Annotated in this window: 19 protein-coding genes and 2 pseudogenes; 14 read left to right on the top strand and 7 right to left on the bottom strand. The window is 64.9% G+C overall.

Annotated features, from left to right (window positions below; translation table 11 throughout):
• Window positions 1-26 precede the first annotated feature (26 nt).
• A complete protein-coding gene (locus tag XH87_RS06460; protein ID WP_158671999.1) occupies window positions 27-1,061 on the bottom strand; it encodes an aspartate-semialdehyde dehydrogenase in 1,035 nt (344 codons plus the stop codon).
• A 116-nt stretch (window positions 1,062-1,177) separates the two neighbouring features.
• Here XH87_RS06460 and XH87_RS06455 point away from each other — a divergent pair, with 116 nt between their 5' ends.
• Window positions 1,178-1,972 (top strand): hypothetical protein, encoded by a 795-nt coding sequence (locus tag XH87_RS06455; RefSeq protein ID WP_271586604.1) that lies wholly within the window; start codon window positions 1,178-1,180, stop codon window positions 1,970-1,972.
• A 157-nt stretch (window positions 1,973-2,129) separates the two neighbouring features.
• On the top strand, window positions 2,130-2,525 hold the full coding sequence (locus tag XH87_RS06450; RefSeq protein ID WP_271586603.1) for a hypothetical protein: 396 nt from the start codon (window positions 2,130-2,132) through the stop codon (window positions 2,523-2,525).
• A 159-nt stretch (window positions 2,526-2,684) separates the two neighbouring features.
• Here the strand turns inward: XH87_RS06450 and leuB are convergent, their stop codons facing one another.
• Window positions 2,685-3,797 (bottom strand): 3-isopropylmalate dehydrogenase, encoded by a 1,113-nt coding sequence (gene leuB / locus XH87_RS06445; RefSeq protein ID WP_035703000.1) that lies wholly within the window; start codon window positions 3,795-3,797, stop codon window positions 2,685-2,687.
• Between the two features lie 132 nt (window positions 3,798-3,929).
• On the opposite strand from leuB, the gene XH87_RS06440 reads away from it, so the two are divergent.
• Window positions 3,930-5,126, top strand: coding sequence for a YbfB/YjiJ family MFS transporter (locus XH87_RS06440; protein ID WP_271586602.1), 1,197 nt, complete (start codon window positions 3,930-3,932; stop codon window positions 5,124-5,126).
• A gap of 71 nt (window positions 5,127-5,197) precedes the next feature.
• On the opposite strand, the gene XH87_RS06435 is transcribed toward XH87_RS06440, so the two are convergent.
• The 4 genes from XH87_RS06435 to XH87_RS06420 form a co-directional block, all read right to left on the bottom strand.
• Window positions 5,198-5,980: a molybdopterin-binding protein gene (locus XH87_RS06435; protein WP_271586601.1), complete on the bottom strand. Its 783-nt coding sequence runs from the start codon at window positions 5,978-5,980 to the stop codon at window positions 5,198-5,200.
• A gap of 10 nt (window positions 5,981-5,990) precedes the next feature.
• Window positions 5,991-6,620, bottom strand: coding sequence for a cytochrome b/b6 domain-containing protein (locus XH87_RS06430; protein WP_271586600.1), 630 nt, complete (start codon window positions 6,618-6,620; stop codon window positions 5,991-5,993).
• Window positions 6,621-6,802: 182 nt separating this feature from the next.
• The gene (locus XH87_RS06425; RefSeq protein ID WP_035703008.1) at window positions 6,803-7,357 is read right to left on the bottom strand and encodes a fasciclin domain-containing protein; all 555 of its coding nucleotides are present in this window, start codon (window positions 7,355-7,357) and stop codon (window positions 6,803-6,805) included.
• A 259-nt stretch (window positions 7,358-7,616) separates the two neighbouring features.
• Entirely contained in the window at window positions 7,617-8,378 is a 762-nt protein-coding gene (locus XH87_RS06420; RefSeq protein WP_271586599.1) for an SDR family oxidoreductase, read from the bottom strand.
• Between the two features lie 86 nt (window positions 8,379-8,464).
• On the opposite strand from XH87_RS06420, the gene XH87_RS06415 reads away from it, so the two are divergent.
• The gene (locus tag XH87_RS06415; RefSeq protein ID WP_271586598.1) at window positions 8,465-9,994 is read left to right on the top strand and encodes a malonate--CoA ligase; all 1,530 of its coding nucleotides are present in this window, start codon (window positions 8,465-8,467) and stop codon (window positions 9,992-9,994) included.
• A gap of 186 nt (window positions 9,995-10,180) precedes the next feature.
• Here the strand turns inward: XH87_RS06415 and XH87_RS06410 are convergent, their stop codons facing one another.
• Window positions 10,181-11,041 (bottom strand): sulfite exporter TauE/SafE family protein, encoded by an 861-nt coding sequence (locus XH87_RS06410; RefSeq protein ID WP_271586597.1) that lies wholly within the window; start codon window positions 11,039-11,041, stop codon window positions 10,181-10,183.
• Window positions 11,042-11,564: 523 nt separating this feature from the next.
• Here XH87_RS06410 and sdhC point away from each other — a divergent pair.
• From sdhC to XH87_RS06360, 10 genes and pseudogenes are all read left to right on the top strand, one after another.
• Window positions 11,565-11,963 carry a succinate dehydrogenase, cytochrome b556 subunit gene (gene sdhC / locus XH87_RS06405; protein ID WP_271586596.1) on the top strand — a complete coding sequence of 133 codons (399 nt, stop codon included), beginning with the start codon at window positions 11,565-11,567 and terminating at the stop codon, window positions 11,961-11,963.
• On the top strand, window positions 11,960-12,364 hold the full coding sequence (gene sdhD / locus XH87_RS06400) for a succinate dehydrogenase, hydrophobic membrane anchor protein (protein ID WP_035703018.1): 405 nt from the start codon (window positions 11,960-11,962) through the stop codon (window positions 12,362-12,364). Before sdhC ends, sdhD begins: the two co-directional genes overlap by 4 nt.
• 3 nt (window positions 12,365-12,367) lie before the next feature.
• Window positions 12,368-14,203, top strand: coding sequence for a succinate dehydrogenase flavoprotein subunit (sdhA, locus tag XH87_RS06395; protein ID WP_035703020.1), 1,836 nt, complete (start codon window positions 12,368-12,370; stop codon window positions 14,201-14,203).
• A gap of 106 nt (window positions 14,204-14,309) precedes the next feature.
• Window positions 14,310-15,092, top strand: coding sequence for a succinate dehydrogenase iron-sulfur subunit (locus XH87_RS06390; RefSeq protein WP_158670401.1), 783 nt, complete (start codon window positions 14,310-14,312; stop codon window positions 15,090-15,092).
• A 187-nt stretch (window positions 15,093-15,279) separates the two neighbouring features.
• Entirely contained in the window at window positions 15,280-17,457 is a 2,178-nt protein-coding gene (locus XH87_RS06385; RefSeq protein WP_271586595.1) for a hybrid sensor histidine kinase/response regulator, read from the top strand.
• Between the two features lie 66 nt (window positions 17,458-17,523).
• Window positions 17,524-17,870: pseudogene (locus tag XH87_RS06380) on the top strand (ABC transporter ATP-binding protein/permease); the annotation flags it as partial.
• 63 nt (window positions 17,871-17,933) lie between these two features.
• Window positions 17,934-18,758, top strand: coding sequence for an FkbM family methyltransferase (locus XH87_RS06375; protein ID WP_035703041.1), 825 nt, complete (start codon window positions 17,934-17,936; stop codon window positions 18,756-18,758).
• Between the two features lie 24 nt (window positions 18,759-18,782).
• Window positions 18,783-19,169: a VOC family protein gene (locus XH87_RS06370; RefSeq protein ID WP_271586594.1), complete on the top strand. Its 387-nt coding sequence runs from the start codon at window positions 18,783-18,785 to the stop codon at window positions 19,167-19,169.
• Window positions 19,170-19,254: 85 nt separating this feature from the next.
• Window positions 19,255-19,497, top strand: coding sequence for a hypothetical protein (locus XH87_RS06365; RefSeq protein WP_271586593.1), 243 nt, complete (start codon window positions 19,255-19,257; stop codon window positions 19,495-19,497).
• Between the two features lie 186 nt (window positions 19,498-19,683).
• Window positions 19,684-19,931, top strand: a pseudogene (locus tag XH87_RS06360) (OmpA family protein); the annotation flags it as partial.

Genomic DNA, 19,931 nt, shown 5'->3' with positions numbered 1-19,931 from the left:
ATTCGCTACTCCCTATTCGCCACCTCTCACGCCGCCTGCTTCTTCGCGCTGATCAGCTTGCGGTTGATCAGCACTTCGGCGATCTGGATCGCGTTGAGCGCTGCGCCCTTGCGTAAGTTGTCGGACACGCACCACAGCACCAGGCCGTTCTCCACCGTCGCATCCTCGCGGATACGGCTGATATACGTGGCGTCCTCGCCGGCGGCTTCGTAGGGAGTCGCGTAGCCGCCGGGCTCCTGCTTGTCGATGACGAGGCAGCCGGGCGCCTTGCGCAGGATCTCGCGCGCCTCGTCGGCGCTGATCGGATTCTCGAACTCGATGTTGACGGCCTCGGAGTGGCCGACGAACACCGGCACGCGCACGCAGGTGGCGGTGAGCTTGATCTTGGGATCAAGAATCTTCTTGGTCTCCGCCATCATCTTCCACTCTTCCTTGGTGAAGCCGTCCTCCATGAAGACGTCGATATGGGGGATGACGTTGAAGGCGATGCGCTTGGGGAATTTCTTCGCGACGAGCTCGTCATTGGTGTAGACGGCCTTGGTCTGCGAGAACAATTCGTCCATCGCGTCCTTGCCGGCGCCCGACACCGATTGATAGGTGGAGACGACGACGCGCTTGATCGTCGCCTTGTCGTGCAGCGGCTTGAGCGCGACCACGAGCTGCGCGGTCGAGCAGTTCGGGTTGGCGATGATGTTCTTCTTCTTGAAGCCTTCGGTCGCGCCTGCGTTCACCTCGGGCACGATCAGCGGCACGTCCGGGTCCATGCGCCAGGCCGACGAATTGTCGATCACCACAGTGCCGGCGGCGCCGATCTTCGGCGACCATTCCTTCGACACCGAACCGCCCGCCGACATCAGGCAGATGTCGACGTCGGAGAAGTCGTAATGCTCGAGCGCTTTGACCTTCAGGGTGCGATCGCCATAGGAGACCTCGACGCCGACGCTGCGGCGTGACGCCAGGGCCACGACCTCGTCCGCGGGGAATTTGCGCTCATCCAGGATGTTGAGCATTTCCCGACCGACATTGCCGGTCGCGCCGACGACTGCGACTTTGTAACCCATCGTTCACTCTCCGATGAAAAAGCCCGTTCCTGAAGCTGACGCTTAAACAGGAAGAGCAGCGCTTCTATGCGAGAACCGGCCGCAAGACAACGTTGGACCATGCCTTAGGGACGTGGATGCAGTCGCCCGAGGCCAGCATGGCCGCCAGCCCTACCCGGACCGCCATCCATCTGGCGCTGCTAGGCTTTGCCGACGAGGTCGTCGGCACCCTGGCGCACCTGTTCGCCTATGTGGGGGCGCTCGCTCTGCTTGCCATCCTCGCCCTCGCGGCACTCGGCCAGCTGCCGGACTTGCGCGACGATGAGCCGGCCCGGAAACCGGGCTGGAGCGTGGCCGATCGTTCGCACCCGGCCTTCGCCGTCAGCCGGACCGATTCTTCCGATAAAACAGTATCTTACACTATCCTGAGGCACCCCGAAGGCGGCCGCAGGGACGTGCTGCGCTGGACCGGCGAAGCGGACAAGCCTCTGGCTGAGCTCGAAATCTACCGCGAAGGCGCCGAATTCGACGTGACACGTCCGGCGACCGCGGATCTGGCCGCCCAGATGGGTCTGGGCGCGGTCACCGCGCTCGAGCAGGCCGGCCTGATCGGCACCAAATTCGGCCCCGTCGTCCTGTTCCGGCCTACAGGCACAATGGAGGCTGTGCGGGGGTGCCTCGGCTACCTCAAGCGCAGTGAGGAGCCCATGCTCCAGATCTCCGGCTACTCCTGCCAGGGCGACAGCCTGCCCGCCCGGCGCGCGGCGATCGCCTGCACGCTGAACCGGCTGACGCTGCTGGCCTCGGGCAACGAGCCGAAGCTGGCGGAATTGTTCGCCCGTGCCGAGCTGAAGCGCCGCGGCTGTGACCCTGCGGATTCGGAGGACTGGCTGCTCGGGGCCGCGAATGCGCAATTGCGCGGAGCGCTTTGATCGGCATCAAGCTCAAGTGGCTGGTTTGCATGCAACTTTTGCCGGCGCGCACGATTATTCTCGCCTGGTGTGACCCAATAGACCTAGCTGCGGTCACCCCGGGCGGGCTAGTATGGCGGTGAAATCGACTGGCGGCTTGCCGCCTGAAGGGGACGTGATGAGCTCGAAATTTTCTGCGGCGAACAAACTGGCGGCTTGGCTTGCGGCGGGCGCCGTGATTGCCATGTCCTCTGCCATTGGTTTGGCGACGCCGGCCTCCGCCGACACCAGGACAAAGCGCTATGACGAGCGCGGCCGCCACTATTACGGCCCGAGCGGCCCCAACGCGGTCTACCAGCAGGGCCGCACCCGCATCTATGTCAGCAGGCGCTCATGGCTCGACGGCGGCACCGAGGTCAATCCGGGCGACCGCAAGTTCACCGACTACGCCTTCCCGCCGGCCGTCGGCTATCCGTCCTTCGCCCGCGAGAACCTGAACCGCCCGATCGATCGCCAGCCGCTCTCTCCGCCAGGCGATGTCGGCGGCTATCCGCAGAACTTCCCGCTGTACTGAAGCGGACGCAGGCACGAATCAAAAAATGGCCGGGCTCACGCCCGGCCATTTTTGTTTTTGGGCACGTCATTCCGGGATGGTGCGCAAGCACCAGACCCGGAATCTCGAGATTCCGGGTTCGGCTCTTCGACCCGCCCCGGAATGACAGCAACTATCGTCTTACGCGTGCAGCTTCTGCAATTCCTTCAGGATCGCTTCGCCCATCTGCGTTGTGGAAGCGGCGGTGGTGCCTTCCGACTTGATGTCGGCGGTGCGCAGGCCGCTGGCCAGCACCGCGGCGATCGCGGCATCGACCTTGTCGGCGAGCGCGCCCATGTCGAAGGAATAGCGCAGCGCCATGCCGAAGGACGAGATCATCGCGATGGGATTGGCGAGGCCCTTGCCGGCGATATCGGGCGCCGAGCCGTGCACGGGCTCGTACAGCGCCTTGCGCTTCTTGGTCTTGACGTCGACCTCGCCGAGCGAAGCCGAGGGCAGCATGCCGAGCGAGCCCGTCAGCATCGCCGCGATGTCGGACAGCATGTCGCCGAACAGATTGTCGGTGACGATGACGTCGAACTGCTTGGGCCATTTCACCAGCATCATGCCGCCGGAATCGGCGAGCTGATGCTCGAGCGTGACGTCGGGGTATTCGCGCTTGTGGACCTGGGTCATGACCTCGTTCCAGAGCACGCCCGACTTCATGACGTTGCGCTTCTCCATCGACGTCACCTTGTTCTTGCGCTTCCTGGCAAGCTCGAAGGCGACGCGGCCGATGCGCTCGATCTCATAGGTGTCGTAGACCTGGGTATCGATGGCACGCTTCTGGCCGTTGCCGAGATCGGTGATGGTCTTGGGCTCGCCGAAATAGACGCCGCCGGTGAGCTCGCGCACGATCATGATATCGAGCCCCTCGACCGCCTCGCGCTTCAGGCTGGAGGCGTCGGCCAGCGCCGGGTAGCACATTGCGGGACGGAGGTTCGCGAACAGGGCCAGATCCTTGCGCAGGCGGAGCAGGCCGGCTTCCGGGCGCACCTCGTAAGGCACCGCATCCCACTTCGGGCCGCCGACCGCACCAAAAATCACGGCGTCGGCGTCCTTGGCCTTGGCCATGTCGCCCTCGGAGATCGACACCTTGTGTGCGTCATAGGCGGAGCCGCCGACAAGGCCGGTATCGGTCTCGAACTTGGCGATCCCGGCCGCATTGAGCCAGTCGATCAGGCGCTTCACCTCGCCCATCACTTCGGGGCCGATACCGTCACCGGGAAGCAGCAGCAGTTTGTGGGTCGCCATGGTCGTTTCCTCTGAGGTCGAATTCGGCCGGAGTGCTAGAGCGGCGTTGCGCGCTTGGCAAGACACCATTGCCGGGGTGCGGCTGTGCAAGACCGACAGGGCCTGCCACACTGGCAAGGCCGGAGTATCCCCTTGCACGCCCCTGACCGCCCGCCCTACGCACACCCCGCGCGGCTGATCCTGACGCTGTCGCTGGCCGCGACGGTCGGGCTCGGCATCGGCCGCTTTGCCTATGCGCTGGTGCTGCCCGACATGCGGGAGGACCTCGGCTGGTCCTACTCGGCGGCCGGTTTCATGAACACCATCAACGCCGTCGGCTATCTCGTCGGCGCGCTGGTGGCGTCCCGCCTGATCCGGCGCGTCGGCTGGGCAGCCGCCATTCGCGGTGGAACCCTCGCCTGCGTCGCCGCGCTCGCCACCTGCGCGCTAACAGGCAATTTCGTCGCGCTGAGCCTGGCGCGGCTCGTGCTGGGCCTGGGGGCGGCGGCCGGCTTCGTCGCCGGCGGCGCGCTGGCTGCGGCGATCGCGCAGTCGCAGCCCGCGCGGGCCAATTTCCTGCTCAGCCTGTTCTATGCCGGACCCGGCATCGGCATTCTCGCCTCCGGGCTGATCGCCCCGTTCACGTTGCAATATTTCGGGCCGGGCTCGTGGTGGCTGGTGTGGTGGGCGCTGACGCTGCTGTCGGTCGCGATGACGATCCCGCTGTTCCTGATCCGCATCGAGAGCAGCGTCCGCTTCTCGGAAGGCGGTCACGCGTCGTTCGCGATTTTGCCCGTGCTGATTTATCTGGCCGGCTACTTCCTGTTCGGCGCCGGCTACATCGCCTACATGACCTTCATGATCGCCTATGTGCGCGACGGCGGCGGCGGCGCCGCGGCGCAGGCGGCATTCTGGAGCCTGATAGGGCTGAGCGCCTTTGTGACACCCTGGGCCTGGCGCGGCGTGCTGGCGCTCGATCGCGGCGGCCTTGCCACCGCCATCATCCTCGGCACCAACGCACTCGGCGCGGCCCTGCCGATGCTCGGGCATTCGCCGGCCTGGCTCGCGGTGTCCGCCGTCGTGTTCGGTGTCGCCTTCTTCGCCGTGGTCGGCTCGACCACCGCCTTCGTGCGCTTCAACTATCCGCCGCAGGCGTGGCCGACCGCGATCGCGGCGATGACGATCTCGTTCGGCGTCGGCCAGACGCTGGGGCCGATCGTGGTCGGCGCGATCACCGATGCGCTGGGGAGCCTGTCGTATGCCCTCAATGTGTCGGCGGCGCTGCTGGCCTTGGGCGCGGTCGCGGCGTTGTGCCAAAGGAAGGTGGCCCGAAGGGCGAATGGCGAATAGCAAATAGCGATTTGAGAGCGATAGCCGTCACTGCTTCTCTATTCGCAACTCCCCATTCTCAATTCGCCCTCTCAGCTTCCACTGAACGAATTGTACCCCTGGTCTTCCCAATAGCCGCCCTTGTAGTCGTTGGTGACTTCCATCGAGACCACGTATTTCGGGTTCTTGAAGCCGAGCTTCGTGGGCACGCGGATCTTCATGGGAAAGCCGTAGGCGCGCGGCAGAATTTCGTTCGCGTATTTGAACGTCATCTGCGTCTGCGGATGCAGCGCGCTACGCATGTCGAGCGGCGAGTTGTAGCCGTCCTTGTCGGCGCACTGGAACCAGACATATTTGGCGCGGGTGTCGGCGCCGATCAGCCTGAGGAAGTCGCGCAAGGGCGTGCCGGTCCAGCTTCCGATCGCGCTCCAGCCCTCGACGCAAATGTGACGCGTGATCTGGTTGACCTGCGGCAGCTTGTAGAGCTCGTCCAGCGTCCAGGATTTCTTGTTGTCGACGAGACCGCGCACTTCGAGCTTCCAGTCCTTACCGTCGATGTCGGGAGCGTCGTCGAGATCGTAATAGGCGTTGAACGGGAACGGTTTTGTGATCGCGCTCTCGGGGAAGGTCGGCGCCAGCGCGTCGGGATTGAAGATGAAGGCCTGCACCGCGTCGTTGAATTTCGAGACCTGCGCCAGCAGGGTTTCGGCCGAGGACGAGTCCACGACGTCGCAGCCGGTCAGCAGCGTCAGCGCACCCAGGCTGGCGCCGCCGGCGATGAAGCGGCGGCGGGTAAAATCCGGCATCGCCTTGAGGGAGTCCTTGATCAGCAGGCGCTTGTCGACGCCGGGGATCAGGAATGAGCGTTTTGCCATAGTCTCCTCCTCAGCGGCCGACGATCATCGCGCGCAGGCTCTTCGGCACCAGCAGCGCGAGCAGAACGTGAATGACGAGGAAGGCACAGATCGCGGCCATGCAGAAGAAGTGGACGTAGCGCGCGGTCGGATAGTCGCCGAACAGCATCACGAGATAATAGAGCTGCACCGGCTTCCACATGCCGAGGCCGGAGAGCACGATCAGTACGCCGACCACGATGATGCCGGCATAGAGCAGGCGCTGCACGTAATTGTAGACGGTGAGGTCGTCATGGCCGAGCTTGAAAGTCAGCGCCGCCCTGACGTCGTGAAGCACGCCGGACGGCGTGATCGGCAGCAGCTTCTTGCGGAAGCGGCCGGTGGCGAAACCGGTGACGAGATAGGCGAGGCCATTGATCATCAGGAGCCACATCGCCGCAAAGTGCCAGAGCAGGCCGCCGCCGAGCCAGCCACCGAGCGCATACTCGCGCGGGAAGCGAAAGCCGAACAGCGGCGAGGCATTGTAGATCTGCCAGCCCGACAGGATCATCAGGATCATGGCGAGGGCGTTGATCCAGTGCATGACCCGCACCCAGGCCGGCTGGATCACTTTGGCCGGGGTGACCCCGACCTGCTCGTCGGTGACTGTGAGGCTCGCCATGGTGGTTCCGTCCTGAAAATCGTCTGACAGTAATTATACGCCGATGCGTCCGTTTTCGTTACGTCATCGCACGGCATCGAATCGATGCCGGCAGGCTATCCTGGTCACAAAAAAGCGAGCCGGGTATCCCCGGCTCGCCGTCTCGAAGCATCCTGTCGGGGATGAAACAGGATCGCGCGGTGTCACGTCGCCGGCATCAGCACGGTGTCGACCACATGGATGACGCCGTTCGACTGGTTGACGTTGGAGATCGTCACCATCGAGGTGCCGCCCTTGGCATCGACGATCCAGGTCTTGCCGTCCTGCTTCTTCACCATGAGTTCCTCGCCTTCCGCGGTCTTCAGCTTCTTGCCGTCGGTGAGGTCGGAGGCTGCGAGCTTGCCGGGCACGACATGGTAGGTGAGGATCTTGGTCAGCGTCGCCTTGTTCTCAGGCTTGACCAGATTGTCGACCGTGCCGGCCGGCAGCTTGCCGAAGGCGGCGTTGGTCGGCGCGAACACCGTGAACGGGCCCTTGCTTTCCAGCGTCGGCACAAGGCCGGCCGCCTTCACCGCCGCCACCAGCGTGGTGTGGTCCTTCGAGTTGACCGCGTTCTGGACGATGTTCTTCGACGGGAACATGGCGGCGCCGCCGACCATGACGGTCTTTTCCTCCGCGCTGGCAGGCGCGACGACGGTCGCGGTGATGGCGAGGGCGCTGAAGGCGGCGGCAGCGAGATAGGCAATGCGCTTCGACATGGAAAGTCTCCCGATTGAATCGTGATCCGGCCTGGGCCGGTGTTGGGTTGGGGCAACAACGGCGGCTGCGACCTCTTGGCGTGAAGCAGCAGCGCCATCGTTGGACCGAACTACGGGAGGGTTTGCGATGCGGTTTCGGGGGAAAATTCTTTGTGATGCGTGAAACTATGCGAGGGGATGTTCGTGTGATGACGGACGTCACCCTCCGCCGTCGTCCCGGCGCCGGGACGACAGTGGAGTTTGTGGCGCCCGCGGCGCATCAATCCCTGTTGTTCGGCGTCTGGATGAAGCCGCGATTGTGCGTCGGGCTGATCAAGAGCTCATTGATGCAGACACGCGGCGGCATCGAGGCGATGAAGGCGATGGTGCGGCCGAGATCCTCGGACTGCAGCATCTTCGCCTGCTCCTCTTCGCTCGGCACCACCGGGCGCAGCTTCAGGATCGGCGTCGCAACCTCGCCCGGCATCAGGCAGCAGGCGCGCAAGCCATTGACGCATTCGTCCATGTTGAAGGAATGCGTCAGCGCCAGCACCGCGTGCTTGGTGGTGGTGTAGGCCGGGCCCGGCATCTTCGAGACGTGGCGGCCGGCCCAGGACGAGACGTTGATGATCGAGCCGTCCTGCTGCCTGCGCATCGTCGGCAGCACCGCGCGCATGCAGTAGAGCACGCCGTTGAGATTGACCTGGACCAGCTTGTCCCAGCCCTCCAGTTCCATGTCCTTCCAGTTGCGCTTGGGGACATTGATGCCGGCATTGTTGACGAGGAGGTCGATGCGGCCGTGCCTGGCGACGATCTGATCCGCCGCCTTCTGGGCCTCGGCGGCGTTGGAGACATCGAGCGCAATGGCCTCGGCCGCCCCGCCCGCCGCGGTGATCCTGGCGACCACGGTATCCAGGGCGTCCTTGCGGCGGCCCGAGACCACCACCGTCCAGCCGTCGGCAGCTAACGCCTCGGCGCCGGCCTCCCCGATTCCGCTACCACCGCCCGTGACCCAGGCCACGCGTTTCCCGTTTTTTGACATGCAAACTGTCTCCGTTGCTTCATCGGGGCGGTTTTTGCTAATCCAGCCCTCGGTTTTGACCGGCCTTCGCCGGCGAGGAATGTTGCATGAACCAAGCTGCCAACGCCAACCTGTTTTCCCGCCTGTTCGACGGCCTGGACGATCCGAAGCGCCTTGCGATCGAGACACATGACGGCACCCGCATCAGCTATGGCGATCTGATCGCCCGCGCGGGCCAGATGGCGAACGTGTTGGTGGCACGCGGCGTGAAGCCGGGCGACCGCGTCGCGGTGCAGGTGGAAAAGTCGGTCGCCAATATCGTGCTGTATCTCGGCACGGTGCGGGCCGGCGCGGTCTATCTGCCGCTCAACACCGCCTATACGCTGAACGAGCTCGACTACTTCATCGGCGATGCCGAACCCTCGCTCGTGGTCTGCGATCCCTCCAAGGCCGAAGGCCTCGCTCCGATCGCCGCCAAGGTGAAGGCCAAGGTCGAAACGCTCGGGCCCGACGGCAGGGGCTCGCTGACCGAGGCCGCCGACAAGGCGAGCAGCGAGTTTGCCACGGTGCCGCGGGCGAACGACGATCTCGCCGCGATCCTCTACACGTCGGGCACCACCGGTCGCTCCAAGGGCGCGATGCTCACGCACGACAATCTGGCATCGAACTCGCTGAGCCTCGTCGACTACTGGCGCTTCACCGACAGGGATGTGCTGATCCACGCGCTGCCGATCTACCACACGCACGGCCTGTTCGTGGCGACCAACGTGACGCTGTTTGCGCGAGCGTCGATGATCTTCCTGCCGAAGCTCGATCCGGAACTCATCATCAAGCTGATGGCGCGCGCGACGGTGCTGATGGGCGTGCCGACTTTCTACACCCGGCTGCTGCAAAATCCCGCGCTGTCGCACGAGACCGCAAAACACATGCGGCTGTTCATCTCGGGCTCGGCGCCGCTGCTCGCCGACACCCACCGCGAATGGTCGGCGCGCACGGGACATGCGGTGCTCGAGCGCTACGGCATGACCGAAACCAACATGAACACATCGAACCCCTATGACGGCGAGCGTGTGCCCGGCGCGGTCGGCTTTCCGCTGCCCGGCGTCTCCGTGCGCGTGACCGAGCCCGAGACCGGCACGGAACTGCCGCGCGACGAGATCGGCATGATCGAGGTGAAAGGCCCGAACGTCTTCAAGGGCTATTGGCGCATGCCGGAGAAGACCAAGTCCGAATTCCGGCCCGACGGCTTCTTCATCACCGGCGACCTCGGCAAGATCGACGCCAAGGGTTACGTGCACATCCTCGGCCGCGGCAAGGATCTCGTCATCTCCGGCGGCTTCAACGTCTACCCCAAGGAGATCGAGAGCGAGATCGACGCCATGCCGGGCGTTGTGGAGTCCGCCGTGATCGGCGTACCGCACGCCGATTTCGGCGAGGGCGTCACCGCGGTTCTGGTCTGCAACAAGGGCGCCGACGTCAGCGAAGCTTCGGTGCTCAAGGCGCTCGACGGCCGGCTCGCCAAGTTCAAGATGCCCAAGCGCGTCTTCGTCGTCGACGAGCTGCCGCGCAACACCATGGGCAAGGTGCAGAAGAACGTGCTGCGCGACACGTACAAGGATATTTACGTGAAGAAGTGAGGGAGGCGCATCGCCTCGTCGCGGTGAGCGTCCACCTCACAACGCGCCGTCATGCCCCCGCTTGACCGGGGCATCCAGTACGCCGCGGCCTCGCGGCTCAATAAGTGCTGTCCTTGGAATACTGGATCGCCCGATCAAGTCGGGCGATGACAGCGGAGTGGGTGGTGAGAGCGTGGCCCACGCCAATCATTGTCCGCCCAACAAGCTCATCACGAACCGGCTGCCGACGAGAAACAGATAGCACCCGAACGCGGCCTCCAGCGTCCGCTTCGACATCGCATGCGCGGCTCTCACGCCCAGCGGCGCGGTGACGAGGCTCATCGGCATCACCAGAACGGCGCCGATCAGCGAGACATAGCCGAGCGCAAAGGGAATTTGCAGCGCCGCAACGGCCGGATAAGTCGCCGATGCCGGCCAGCCCGCATAGATATATCCGAGCGCGCCGGGGATCGAGATCAGCACCGCGAGCGCCGACGAGGTCGCAACGGCCTGATGGATCGGACGGCCATAGAAGGTCATCAAGAGGTTCGAGAACAGGCCACCGCCAATGCCCATCAGCGTCGACAGGATGCCGACGCAGAAACCATAGACGCGCATCAATGGCCCCTTCGGCAGATCATGGCCGAGCTTCCAGGTCTCGCGCGCGAAGATAAGCCGGGCCGCGGCTGACCAGGCGACGGCGACGAAGACGATCTTGAACAGCCGCTCCGGCGCATAGCGCGCGATGACGCTACCGGCGACGACGCCGATCACGATCGGCAGCCACCAGACGCGCAGGACGCCCAAGTCCACGGCCCCGCGCTTGTAGTGCGCCTGGAACGAGCGGATCGAGGTCGGGATGATCACCGCGAGGGAGGTGCCGACGCAAAGTGGCATGCGCACCTCGATCGGCACGCCGGCGATGCGGAAGCATTCATAGAACACAGGCACGAGGATCGCGCCGCCACCGATGCCGAACACACCGGCCAGGAATCCGGAGAGCGCTCCGGTTGCAATCAGCAACAGCGCGAGTTCGACGATTTCCTTGCTATCAAGACCTGCAATCACTCCTGACCTGCCCCGGCGATTGGTCGCAACGCCTCCGAGACATCGGTTCGGAACTGGTTGCGCACAAAGCTGTAGGCGATCTGCCTGGTCTGGTCGACACGCCGGGACGACCCGGCTGAGGTGGAATGCAGGTTGCGCATATCGGCTGCCGGCGCGCATTGTGCCGTTCGACGACTCCCGGCGATGTCCGGCGAGGGAATGAGCGGCAAGCTGCGCCGTTGGGCTGGCCAGCTCGAACGGCCGGTGAACCGTGGGTGGTTAGAGGCGTTCCAATAGTGATTTCAATGCGCCTCCGCGAGGCGCCCAAGCAATGAATTTATGTTCTCGGCTTCGTTGGCGGACCGACAGGCTGGTATACCAAGATCCTGATTGGCCTTGTTTCATCAAGGCCATAGAGCTGAACCCAAGTTCGATTTATGGCGAATTGGTGATTGCGCAGGTCAGATCGACTCCGTAAATAGAGCCGACCTTTCGCGATCCCCGCGCGCCCCGTGCTGGGCCGCAACAAACATCAAAGCCGCCCATGACCGCACGGATCGAACGACCGCTTTCACCTCACATGCAAGTCTACCGCTGGACGTTGACGATGGCCCTTTCCATCGTCCACCGCGCCACCGGCATCGCCCTCTACGTCGGAACCCTGCTGCTGGCCTGGTGGCTGATCGCAGCGGCCTCCGGCCCGGCCGCCTACGCCCACGTCCAGGCCTTCACCGGCAGCATCATCGGCCGCCTGATCGTGTTCGGCTACACCTGGGCGCTGATGCACCATATGCTGAGCGGCATCCGGCATTTCGTCTGGGACCTCGGCTACGGCTTCAAGGCCAACGAGCGCGAAGCCCTGACCTGGGGCGCGCTGATCGGCGGCATCGCGTTGACGGTGCTGGTCTGGATCATCGCCTATGCGACCGGAGGCGGACGATGAGCGCGACCGATACGCCCAAGCGCAGCATGCGCACCCCGCTCGGCCGCGTCCGCAATCTCGGCGCGGCGCATTCCGGCACCTCCGATTTCTGGCGCCAGCGCATTACCGCCGTCGCCATGACGCTGCTGATGATTCCGGTGATCGTGATCGTCATGATGCTGCTCGGCCGCAACCAGGCCGGCGCCGCGCAGATCCTCGGCTCGCTGCCCATCGCGGTGATTCTCCTGCTCTTCATCTTCGCCAGCGCCTGGCACATGAAGATCGGGATGCAGGTGGTGATCGAGGACTACGTCCATAACGAGAAGCTGAAGCTCACCGCGATCATGCTCAACAACTTCTTCTCGATCGCCGTGGCGCTCGCCTCGACCTACGCGATCCTGAAACTTTCCTCCGGAGTGTAACCCATGGCCGCCACAACGAATGGCACGGGCAACGGCGCTCCCGCCACCAACGGCAAAGCCTATCCGATCGAAGACCACACCTATGACGTCGTCGTGGTCGGCGCCGGCGGCGCCGGCCTGCGCGCGGTGGTCGGCTGCAGCGAGGCCGGACTGCGTACCGCCTGCATCACAAAAGTGTTTCCGACCCGCTCGCACACGGTCGCAGCGCAAGGCGGCATCTCCGCCTCGCTCGGCAACATGCACAAGGACGACTGGCGCTGGCACATGTACGACACCGTGAAGGGGTCGGACTGGCTCGGAGACCAGGACGCGATCGAATACATGGTGCGCAATGCGCCCGAGGCGGTCTACGAGCTCGAGCATTGGGGCGTGCCGTTCTCGCGCACCGAGGACGGCAAGATCTACCAGCGCCCGTTCGGCGGCATGACGCTGGACTACGGCAAAGGCCAGGCGCAGCGCACCTGCGCCGCCGCCGATCGCACCGGCCACGCCATGCTGCACACGATGTACGGCCAGTCGCTGCGCCACGCGGCAGAGTTCTTCATCGAATTCTTCGCCATCGACCTGATCATGGACGACCAGGGCACCTGCCGCGGCGTCATCGCGCTGAAGCTCGACGACGGCACGCTGCACCGCTTCCGCGCCCAGACCGTGATCCTCGCCACCGGCGGCTATGGCCGCGCCTATGCCTCCTGCACCTCGGCGCACACCTGCACCGGCGACGGCGGCGGCATGGTGCTGCGCGCCGGCCTGCCGCTGCAGGACATGGAATTCGTGCAGTTCCACCCGACGGGCATCTACGGCTCGGGCTGTCTCGTCACCGAAGGCGCGCGCGGCGAGGGCGGCTATCTCGTCAACTCCGAGGGCGAGCGCTTCATGGAGCGCTATGCGCCGTCGGCGAAGGACCTCGCCTCGCGCGACGTGGTCTCGCGCGCGATGACGATCGAAATCCGCGAGGGACGCGGCGTCGGCAAGAAGAAGGACCACATCTTCCTGCACCTCGACCATCTCGATCCCGCCGTGCTGGCCGAGCGCCTGCCGGGCATCTCGGAATCTGCAAAGATCTTCGCCAATGTCGACGTGACGCGCGAGCCGATCCCGATCGTGCCGACGGTGCACTACAACATGGGCGGCATCCCCACGAACTATCACGGCGAGGTGCTGACCAAGAAGGACGGCGACGACAACGCGGTGATCCCCGGCCTGATGGCGATCGGCGAAGCCGCCTGCGTGTCCGTGCACGGCGCCAACCGCCTCGGCTCCAACTCGCTGATCGACCTCGTCGTGTTCGGCCGCGCCGCCGCGCTCCGCCTCGCCGAGAAGCTCACGCCCAACGGCAAGCAGCCGGAGCTGCCGGCGAACTCGGCCGAGATGGCGCTCGGCCGCCTCGACCATTACCGCTATGCCTCCGGCGGCACCCCGACCGCGAAACTGCGCGAAGGCATGCAGAATGTGATGCAGACCAATTGCGCGGTGTTCCGCACCGGCGAAGTCCTCAGCGAAGGCCAGAACCTGATCGCGAAGGTCCACAGCGGCATCACCGACATCGCCGTGTCCGACCGCTCGCTGGTGTGGAATTCGGACCTCGTCGAGACGCTGGAGTTCGACAACCTGATCTCGCAGGCGGTGGTGACGATGAACTCGGCCGCCAACCGCACCGAGAGCCGCGGCGCCCATGCGCGCGAGGACTTCTCCGAGCGCGACGACAAGAACTGGATGAAGCACACGCTGGCCTGGCTGGACGATGCCGGCAAGGTCAAGATCGAGTACCGTCCGGTTCACGACTACACCATGACCAACGACGTGCAGTACATCCCGCCGAAGGCGCGCGTGTATTGATCGAACATTAGCCGTCATTCCGGGATGGTCCGAAGGACCAGACCCGGAATCTCGAGATTCCGGGTCTGATGCTGCGCATCGCCCGGAATGACGAAAGGTTAGAGCAATGGTTGAATTCGCACTTCCGAAGAACTCGAAGATCACTGGCGGCAAGACCTGGCCGAAGCCCGCGGGCGCGACCGAGCTCCGCGAGTTCAAGGTCTATCGCTGGAATCCGGACGACGGCAAGAATCCGAGCGTCGACACCTATTACGTCGACACCAACGATTGCGGTCCGATGGTGCTGGACGGCCTGATCTGGATCAAGAATCACATCGACCCGTCGCTGACCTTCCGCCGCTCCTGCCGCGAGGGCGTCTGCGGCTCCTGCGCGATGAACATCGACGGCCAGAACACGCTGGCCTGCACCCGCTCGATGCACGACGTGAAGGACGGCGCGGTGAAGGTCAATCCGCTGCCGCACCAGCCGGTGGTGAAGGACCTCGTCCCCGACCTCACCAATTTCTACGCGCAGTATGCGTCGGTCGAGCCCTGGCTGAAGACGACCTCGCCGACGCCGCAGAAGGAATGGCGCCAGAGCCACGAGGACCGCGAGAAGCTCGACGGCCTCTACGAGTGCATCCTGTGCGCCTGCTGCTCGACCTCCTGCCCGAGCTATTGGTGGAACAGCGAGCGCTATCTCGGCCCTGCCGCGCTGCTCCAGGCCAACCGCTGGGTCTCCGATTCCCGCGACGAAGCCACCGGCGAGCGGCTCGACAATCTCGAGGACCCGTTCCGCCTCTACCGCTGCCACACCATCATGAACTGCGCCAAGGCCTGCCCGAAGGGGCTGAACCCGGCCGAAGCCATCGCCGAGCTCAAGCTCAAGATGGTCGAGCGCCAGATCTGAGACGAGGGCCGCACCCTCCACCCCGGCCAAACCGGCCGGGGCCTTCTGCAATTGCCATCAATTCGAGCAGAATTTTCTTCGTCCCGCTCAGCGCGTAAACTTTCGATTCGCAACCGGCGGTTACAGCATAAGCTGCTTCCTTCCTTGCGCGAGATTCAGTTAAGCTCCGGTCAGGGACGGAGCGACCGTGCAGAGGGCGCAACGCAACTCGCTGAGGCTGTTGCAGTGGATGATGGCGGCATCCCTGGCGCTGCCGATTGCGCTCTTCGTCGTTGCCGCCACGATCTCCCATACATCGACCAGGGATATCGCCGACCGGGAGATCGAGCGCACGGTCGATGTGGCGCATGAGCACGCGCTCAAGGTGTTCGAGACCATCGACCGCAGCCTCGCCGAGCTCAACGAGGTCGTGCGCGGCCTGCCCGACGACGTCATCCGCGCCAGAGAGCCGGCGCTGCACCGCCGCCTGAAGCGCCTGACCGATTCGCTGCCGCAGCTCAAATCGGCCTGGATCTTCGATGCCGACGGAAAAGCGCTGGTCAACAGCCTCGTTTCGCCACCGCCGGACCTCGGCTTTGCCGACCGCGATTACTTCTATGCCCACATCGACCAGAACATCGGCACTTTCATTGGCGCCGCCCTGACGCCACGACCACCTTATCGTGGCGCCCGCTTCTTCGGCATCAGCCGCCGCCGCGACTCCGACGACGGCCGCTTCATCGGCGTGATCCAGGCCTCGGTCCTGCCGGAATATTTCGAGAGTTTTTACGCCAGAATCGGATCAGACCCCGGCAGCTTCTTCGCGATGGGGCGCACCGACGGGACGATGCTCACGCATTTTCCCCGGCTCGACCACGACCTTCGGCTCGATCCGGCCGGACCGGTGGGGCAGAAAATCGCGGCTCACCCCGAGCACGGGCTCATCACGGTCGCCTGGCCCTCGGACGGCATCGAGCGGCGCATCGCCTACCGGCGTGTCGCCGAATATCCGATCTATGTCAGCGCCGGGCTCGAGACGTCGGCGATCCGCGCGCGCTGGCTCGCCACCATGGGCCAGCATCTGGTGTTCGGCGTTCCCGCCACCGCGCTCCTGTTTCTGCTGCTGGCGCTCGCGTTGCGGCGCACCCGGCACCTTCAAGCCGAAGCCGCAAGGCGGCGCGAGGCCGAGGAGGCGCTCAGGCACAGCCAGCGCCTGGAGGCGCTCGGGCAGCTAACCGGCGGAGTCGCGCACGACTTCAACAACCTCCTGACGGTGATCCGCGCCTCGGTCGACCTCTTGAACCGGCCGCAGCTGACGGAGGAGCGGCGACAGCGCTACATCACGGCCATTGCGGCTTCGGTGGCGCGCGCGGCCAAGCTGACCTCGCAGCTGCTCGCCTTTGCGCGGCGCCAGCCCCTGAAGCCGGAGGTGTTCGACGTCGGTGCGCGGGTGCAATCGCTGCACGATATGCTCGCCACGCTGCTGGGTCCCGCGATCGAGATCGTCATGCAGCTGCCGGCGTCGCCGTGCCTCGTCAATGCCGATGCCAGCCAGTTCGAGACGGCGCTGATCAACATGGCGACCAATGCGCGCGATGCCATGCAAGGCAAAGGCAGGATCATTTTCAAGGTCGAGGCCACCACGACCGTTCCGGACACGCTGGCGCAGCCTTCGGCCGGCCAGACCCTGGCAAACCATGGCTTCGTCCGCGTGACCGTCAGCGACACCGGCGTCGGCATTCCTGCCGCGCGACTCGGGCGCATCTTCGAGCCGTTCTTCACCACCAAGCAGGTCGGCCACGGCACCGGTCTCGGCCTATCCCAGGTGTTTGGCTTCGCCCGGCAGTCCGGCGGCGAAGTGACCGTCACGAGCGAGGTGGGGCACGGCAGCAGCTTCTCGCTTTATCTGCCGCGCATCCCGCCGGACCTGCTGCCGCAGCGCCGGGCGCCCAACACCGCGCCGGCGGTGACCGGAAGCGGCATGTCGGTGCTGGTGGTCGAGGACAACATCGAGCTTGCCAATTTCGCTGCCGATGGCCTCACCGAGCTCGGCTACACCATCACTCTGGTCGACAATGCGACCGACGCACTCGCCGAGCTCGTCGTGGAGGCGGATCGCTTCGATGTCGTGTTCTCGGACGTGGTCATGCCCGGAATGACCGGGCTCGATCTGGCACAGGCAATCCGCGATCGCGGCATCGCCGTGCCAGTCGTGCTGACCACGGGCTACAGCCAGGCCCTGTCACAGGAGGGCGGTGCCGGCTGCGACCTGGTGCAAAAGCCTTATTCGATCGAGGAATTGTCGCGCGTTCTGCACCGGGCTGCGACGCGCGCGCGGCGGCGCCGTGGAATGATCCGGCGGTCAGAACCGAGGGGAACCACCTGATTTCCCTTGCGTGTCCGGTCATGCAAAAACCGGCCGCCGCGTGCGAGCAGGGCAAGAGGCCGCCCATTGAATGCCCGGAATCGCGCGATCTTCGACGCCATCGAGAAGCGCGATGCGACGAGTGTCTTCCATCTCGCGGCGGTGTTCTTCCCGCTCGCGATCGGCAGCATTGTGCTCGCAGTGGCGCGGGTTGTTCGCGCGCATGGGCATCCAGCGACGCTGGCGGGCCTGGCTCGCGAGCAGCGTGTTGACGCGGCGGCTCAAGAACGGGCGCTGCTGCCAGCTCAACCTCGTTCGGGGGCGATCACGAAAATCCTGAATACCGGATCGCGGAGGATCTGCGGGTTGCGACCGATTCCCCGGTCGATTTCCTCGCCGGCGCGACGTCCGCGCTGCTGTCGGCCGCGACCTTCAGGGCGTTGGAGTCCCAATCAAAACCGGCTATGCATGCGCCGCCTGCAACGAGGACCTGCTGCTTGACGTCCGACAACGCTCCTTCGTCCGCGCCGTTCGGTGCGTTTGCGCCCAACGCGGCCCAGGCCGCGATCATTCGCCTCGCAGCACGGTCGGGGCTTAAGCGGGGCGCATTCCGGCCGTGGCTGTCGCGGCTGGTCGACCTGCTGCGTGGCGGTCCGGTCGACGTGCAGTATCAGGGCGCCTCGTTCCGCTTCTATCATCAGGGCAGCGCGACCGAGCGCGGTGCACTGTTCAACCCCGACTACAATCTCGACGAGCTCGATTTCCTGCGCCAGCACACCCCTGCGGGCGGCACGTTCGTCGATGTCGGCGCCAATGTCGGCACCTTTGCACTGGTCATGGCACGGCAGGTCGGGCTCACGGGCAAGGTGGTTGCCATCGAGCCGCATCCGCTGACCTTCGAACGGCTCTCCTTCAATCACGCCGCGTCGAGGACGGCGCAGGTGCGCCTGGTGCAGGCGGCCGCGGGCGACAGCGACGGCGAGCTGATGATCGAGAGCGGCGGCGGCAATCTCGGCGCCACGCACGTCGTCACCGGCACGGCCAGCACCGACGCGATCAAAGTCCCATCGCTGCGGCTGACACGCATTCTCGACGAGGCCGGCGTCCGCCAAGTCGATTCGCTCAAGATCGACGTCGAAGGTTTTGAGGACCGCGTGCTGATCGGCTTCTTCCGCGATGCACCGCGCCTGCTGTGGCCGCGCGCCGTCGTGATCGAGCATCTGTCACAAGGGGAATGGCGGCAGGATTGTATTGCCGACATGGTCGCGCGCGGTTTCGCGATTGCGCGCAAGACACGGAGCAATACGTTCCTGTCACGCTGACGGGAACGGACAAGGGAGGTTGCGATGATCGACCATCTGGGTTTCTCGGTTGCCGACTATGAACGCACGAAAGCGTTCTACACGACGGCGCTGGCGCCGCTCGGCTACAAGCTGATCATGGAAGTCACGGCGGAGCAGACCGGCCACGCTGCCGCCGCAGGTTTCGGCGCCGACGGCAAGCCGGATTTCTGGTTCGGCGCAGAAGGCCACATGAACAAGCCGGTGCATATCGCGATCGCGGCCAAGGACCGCGCCACGGTCGATGCCTTCTACGAGGCGGCTATCGCAGCTGGTGGCCGCGACAACGGCCCGCCCGGCATCCGCCCGCATTATCATGCAAACTACTACGGCGCGTTCGTGCTCGATCCGGATGGTCACAACATCGAGGCCGTCTGTCACGCACCGGAATAAGCCGCGTGCCACACCACGCGTAACGGGGAACATCGGCGCGGCATCATCGTTGACGTCCTCTGGACAATTGATCACGAAGGTGCCGATGCCAATCGAGCCGCCCGAGATTCCGCCGGCAACACCGGGGACTCCGACCGAGCCGCCTCCTGGAATTCCGCCGGGCAATCCGCAACCCGACATCACGCCGCCGATGCACGAGCCCGGCGAAACACCGCGGCCGGATGAATTGCCCGGCGATATGCCCGAAGAGATTCCACGACGCGGACCGAATGGCCCGCTCACGCCCAATCCTGCGACGGATGCATGTTCGCCGCGGGATCGCAGATGAGGCGAAGCATCACATGCACGGCGATTGCAGGCTGCGTCTGAATGCGCAATGAACGTCACCACAGCGAGATGATTTGCGTGCAGAAATAAATCGGGCTGCGACCGCATCGCCCGCCACAATGCGGCCTAACGCGTAGCTGTTGATCCCGACACTTCGTCAAAGAACCTTCCGGGGAAGTTCACCACCATGACCAACTTTCGTTTCGTGCTGCTTGCGACGACGGCTCTGACCGCGATGCAATTGGCCAACACTGCATCGCATGCGCAAGGCGCTTCGCCGCTCGTGGTCGCGCAGGCCCAGCCTCAAGAGAAGGGCCCTGACGGGAAACCGAAGCAGCCGCCGAAGGGACCGCCGGCGGCCGCCCCGCCGGCAGCACCCGCGCGCCCGGTGGCACCGCCGCCCGCGGCGGCACCGCCTCACCCGCCTGCTGCGCC

This window comes from Bradyrhizobium sp. CCBAU 53415 (assembly GCF_028128735.1).
Taxonomy (GTDB): domain Bacteria; phylum Pseudomonadota; class Alphaproteobacteria; order Rhizobiales; family Xanthobacteraceae; genus Bradyrhizobium.
The sequence above is the reverse complement of the archived record's forward strand: the minus strand, read 5'-3'. Positions and strand labels throughout refer to the sequence as shown.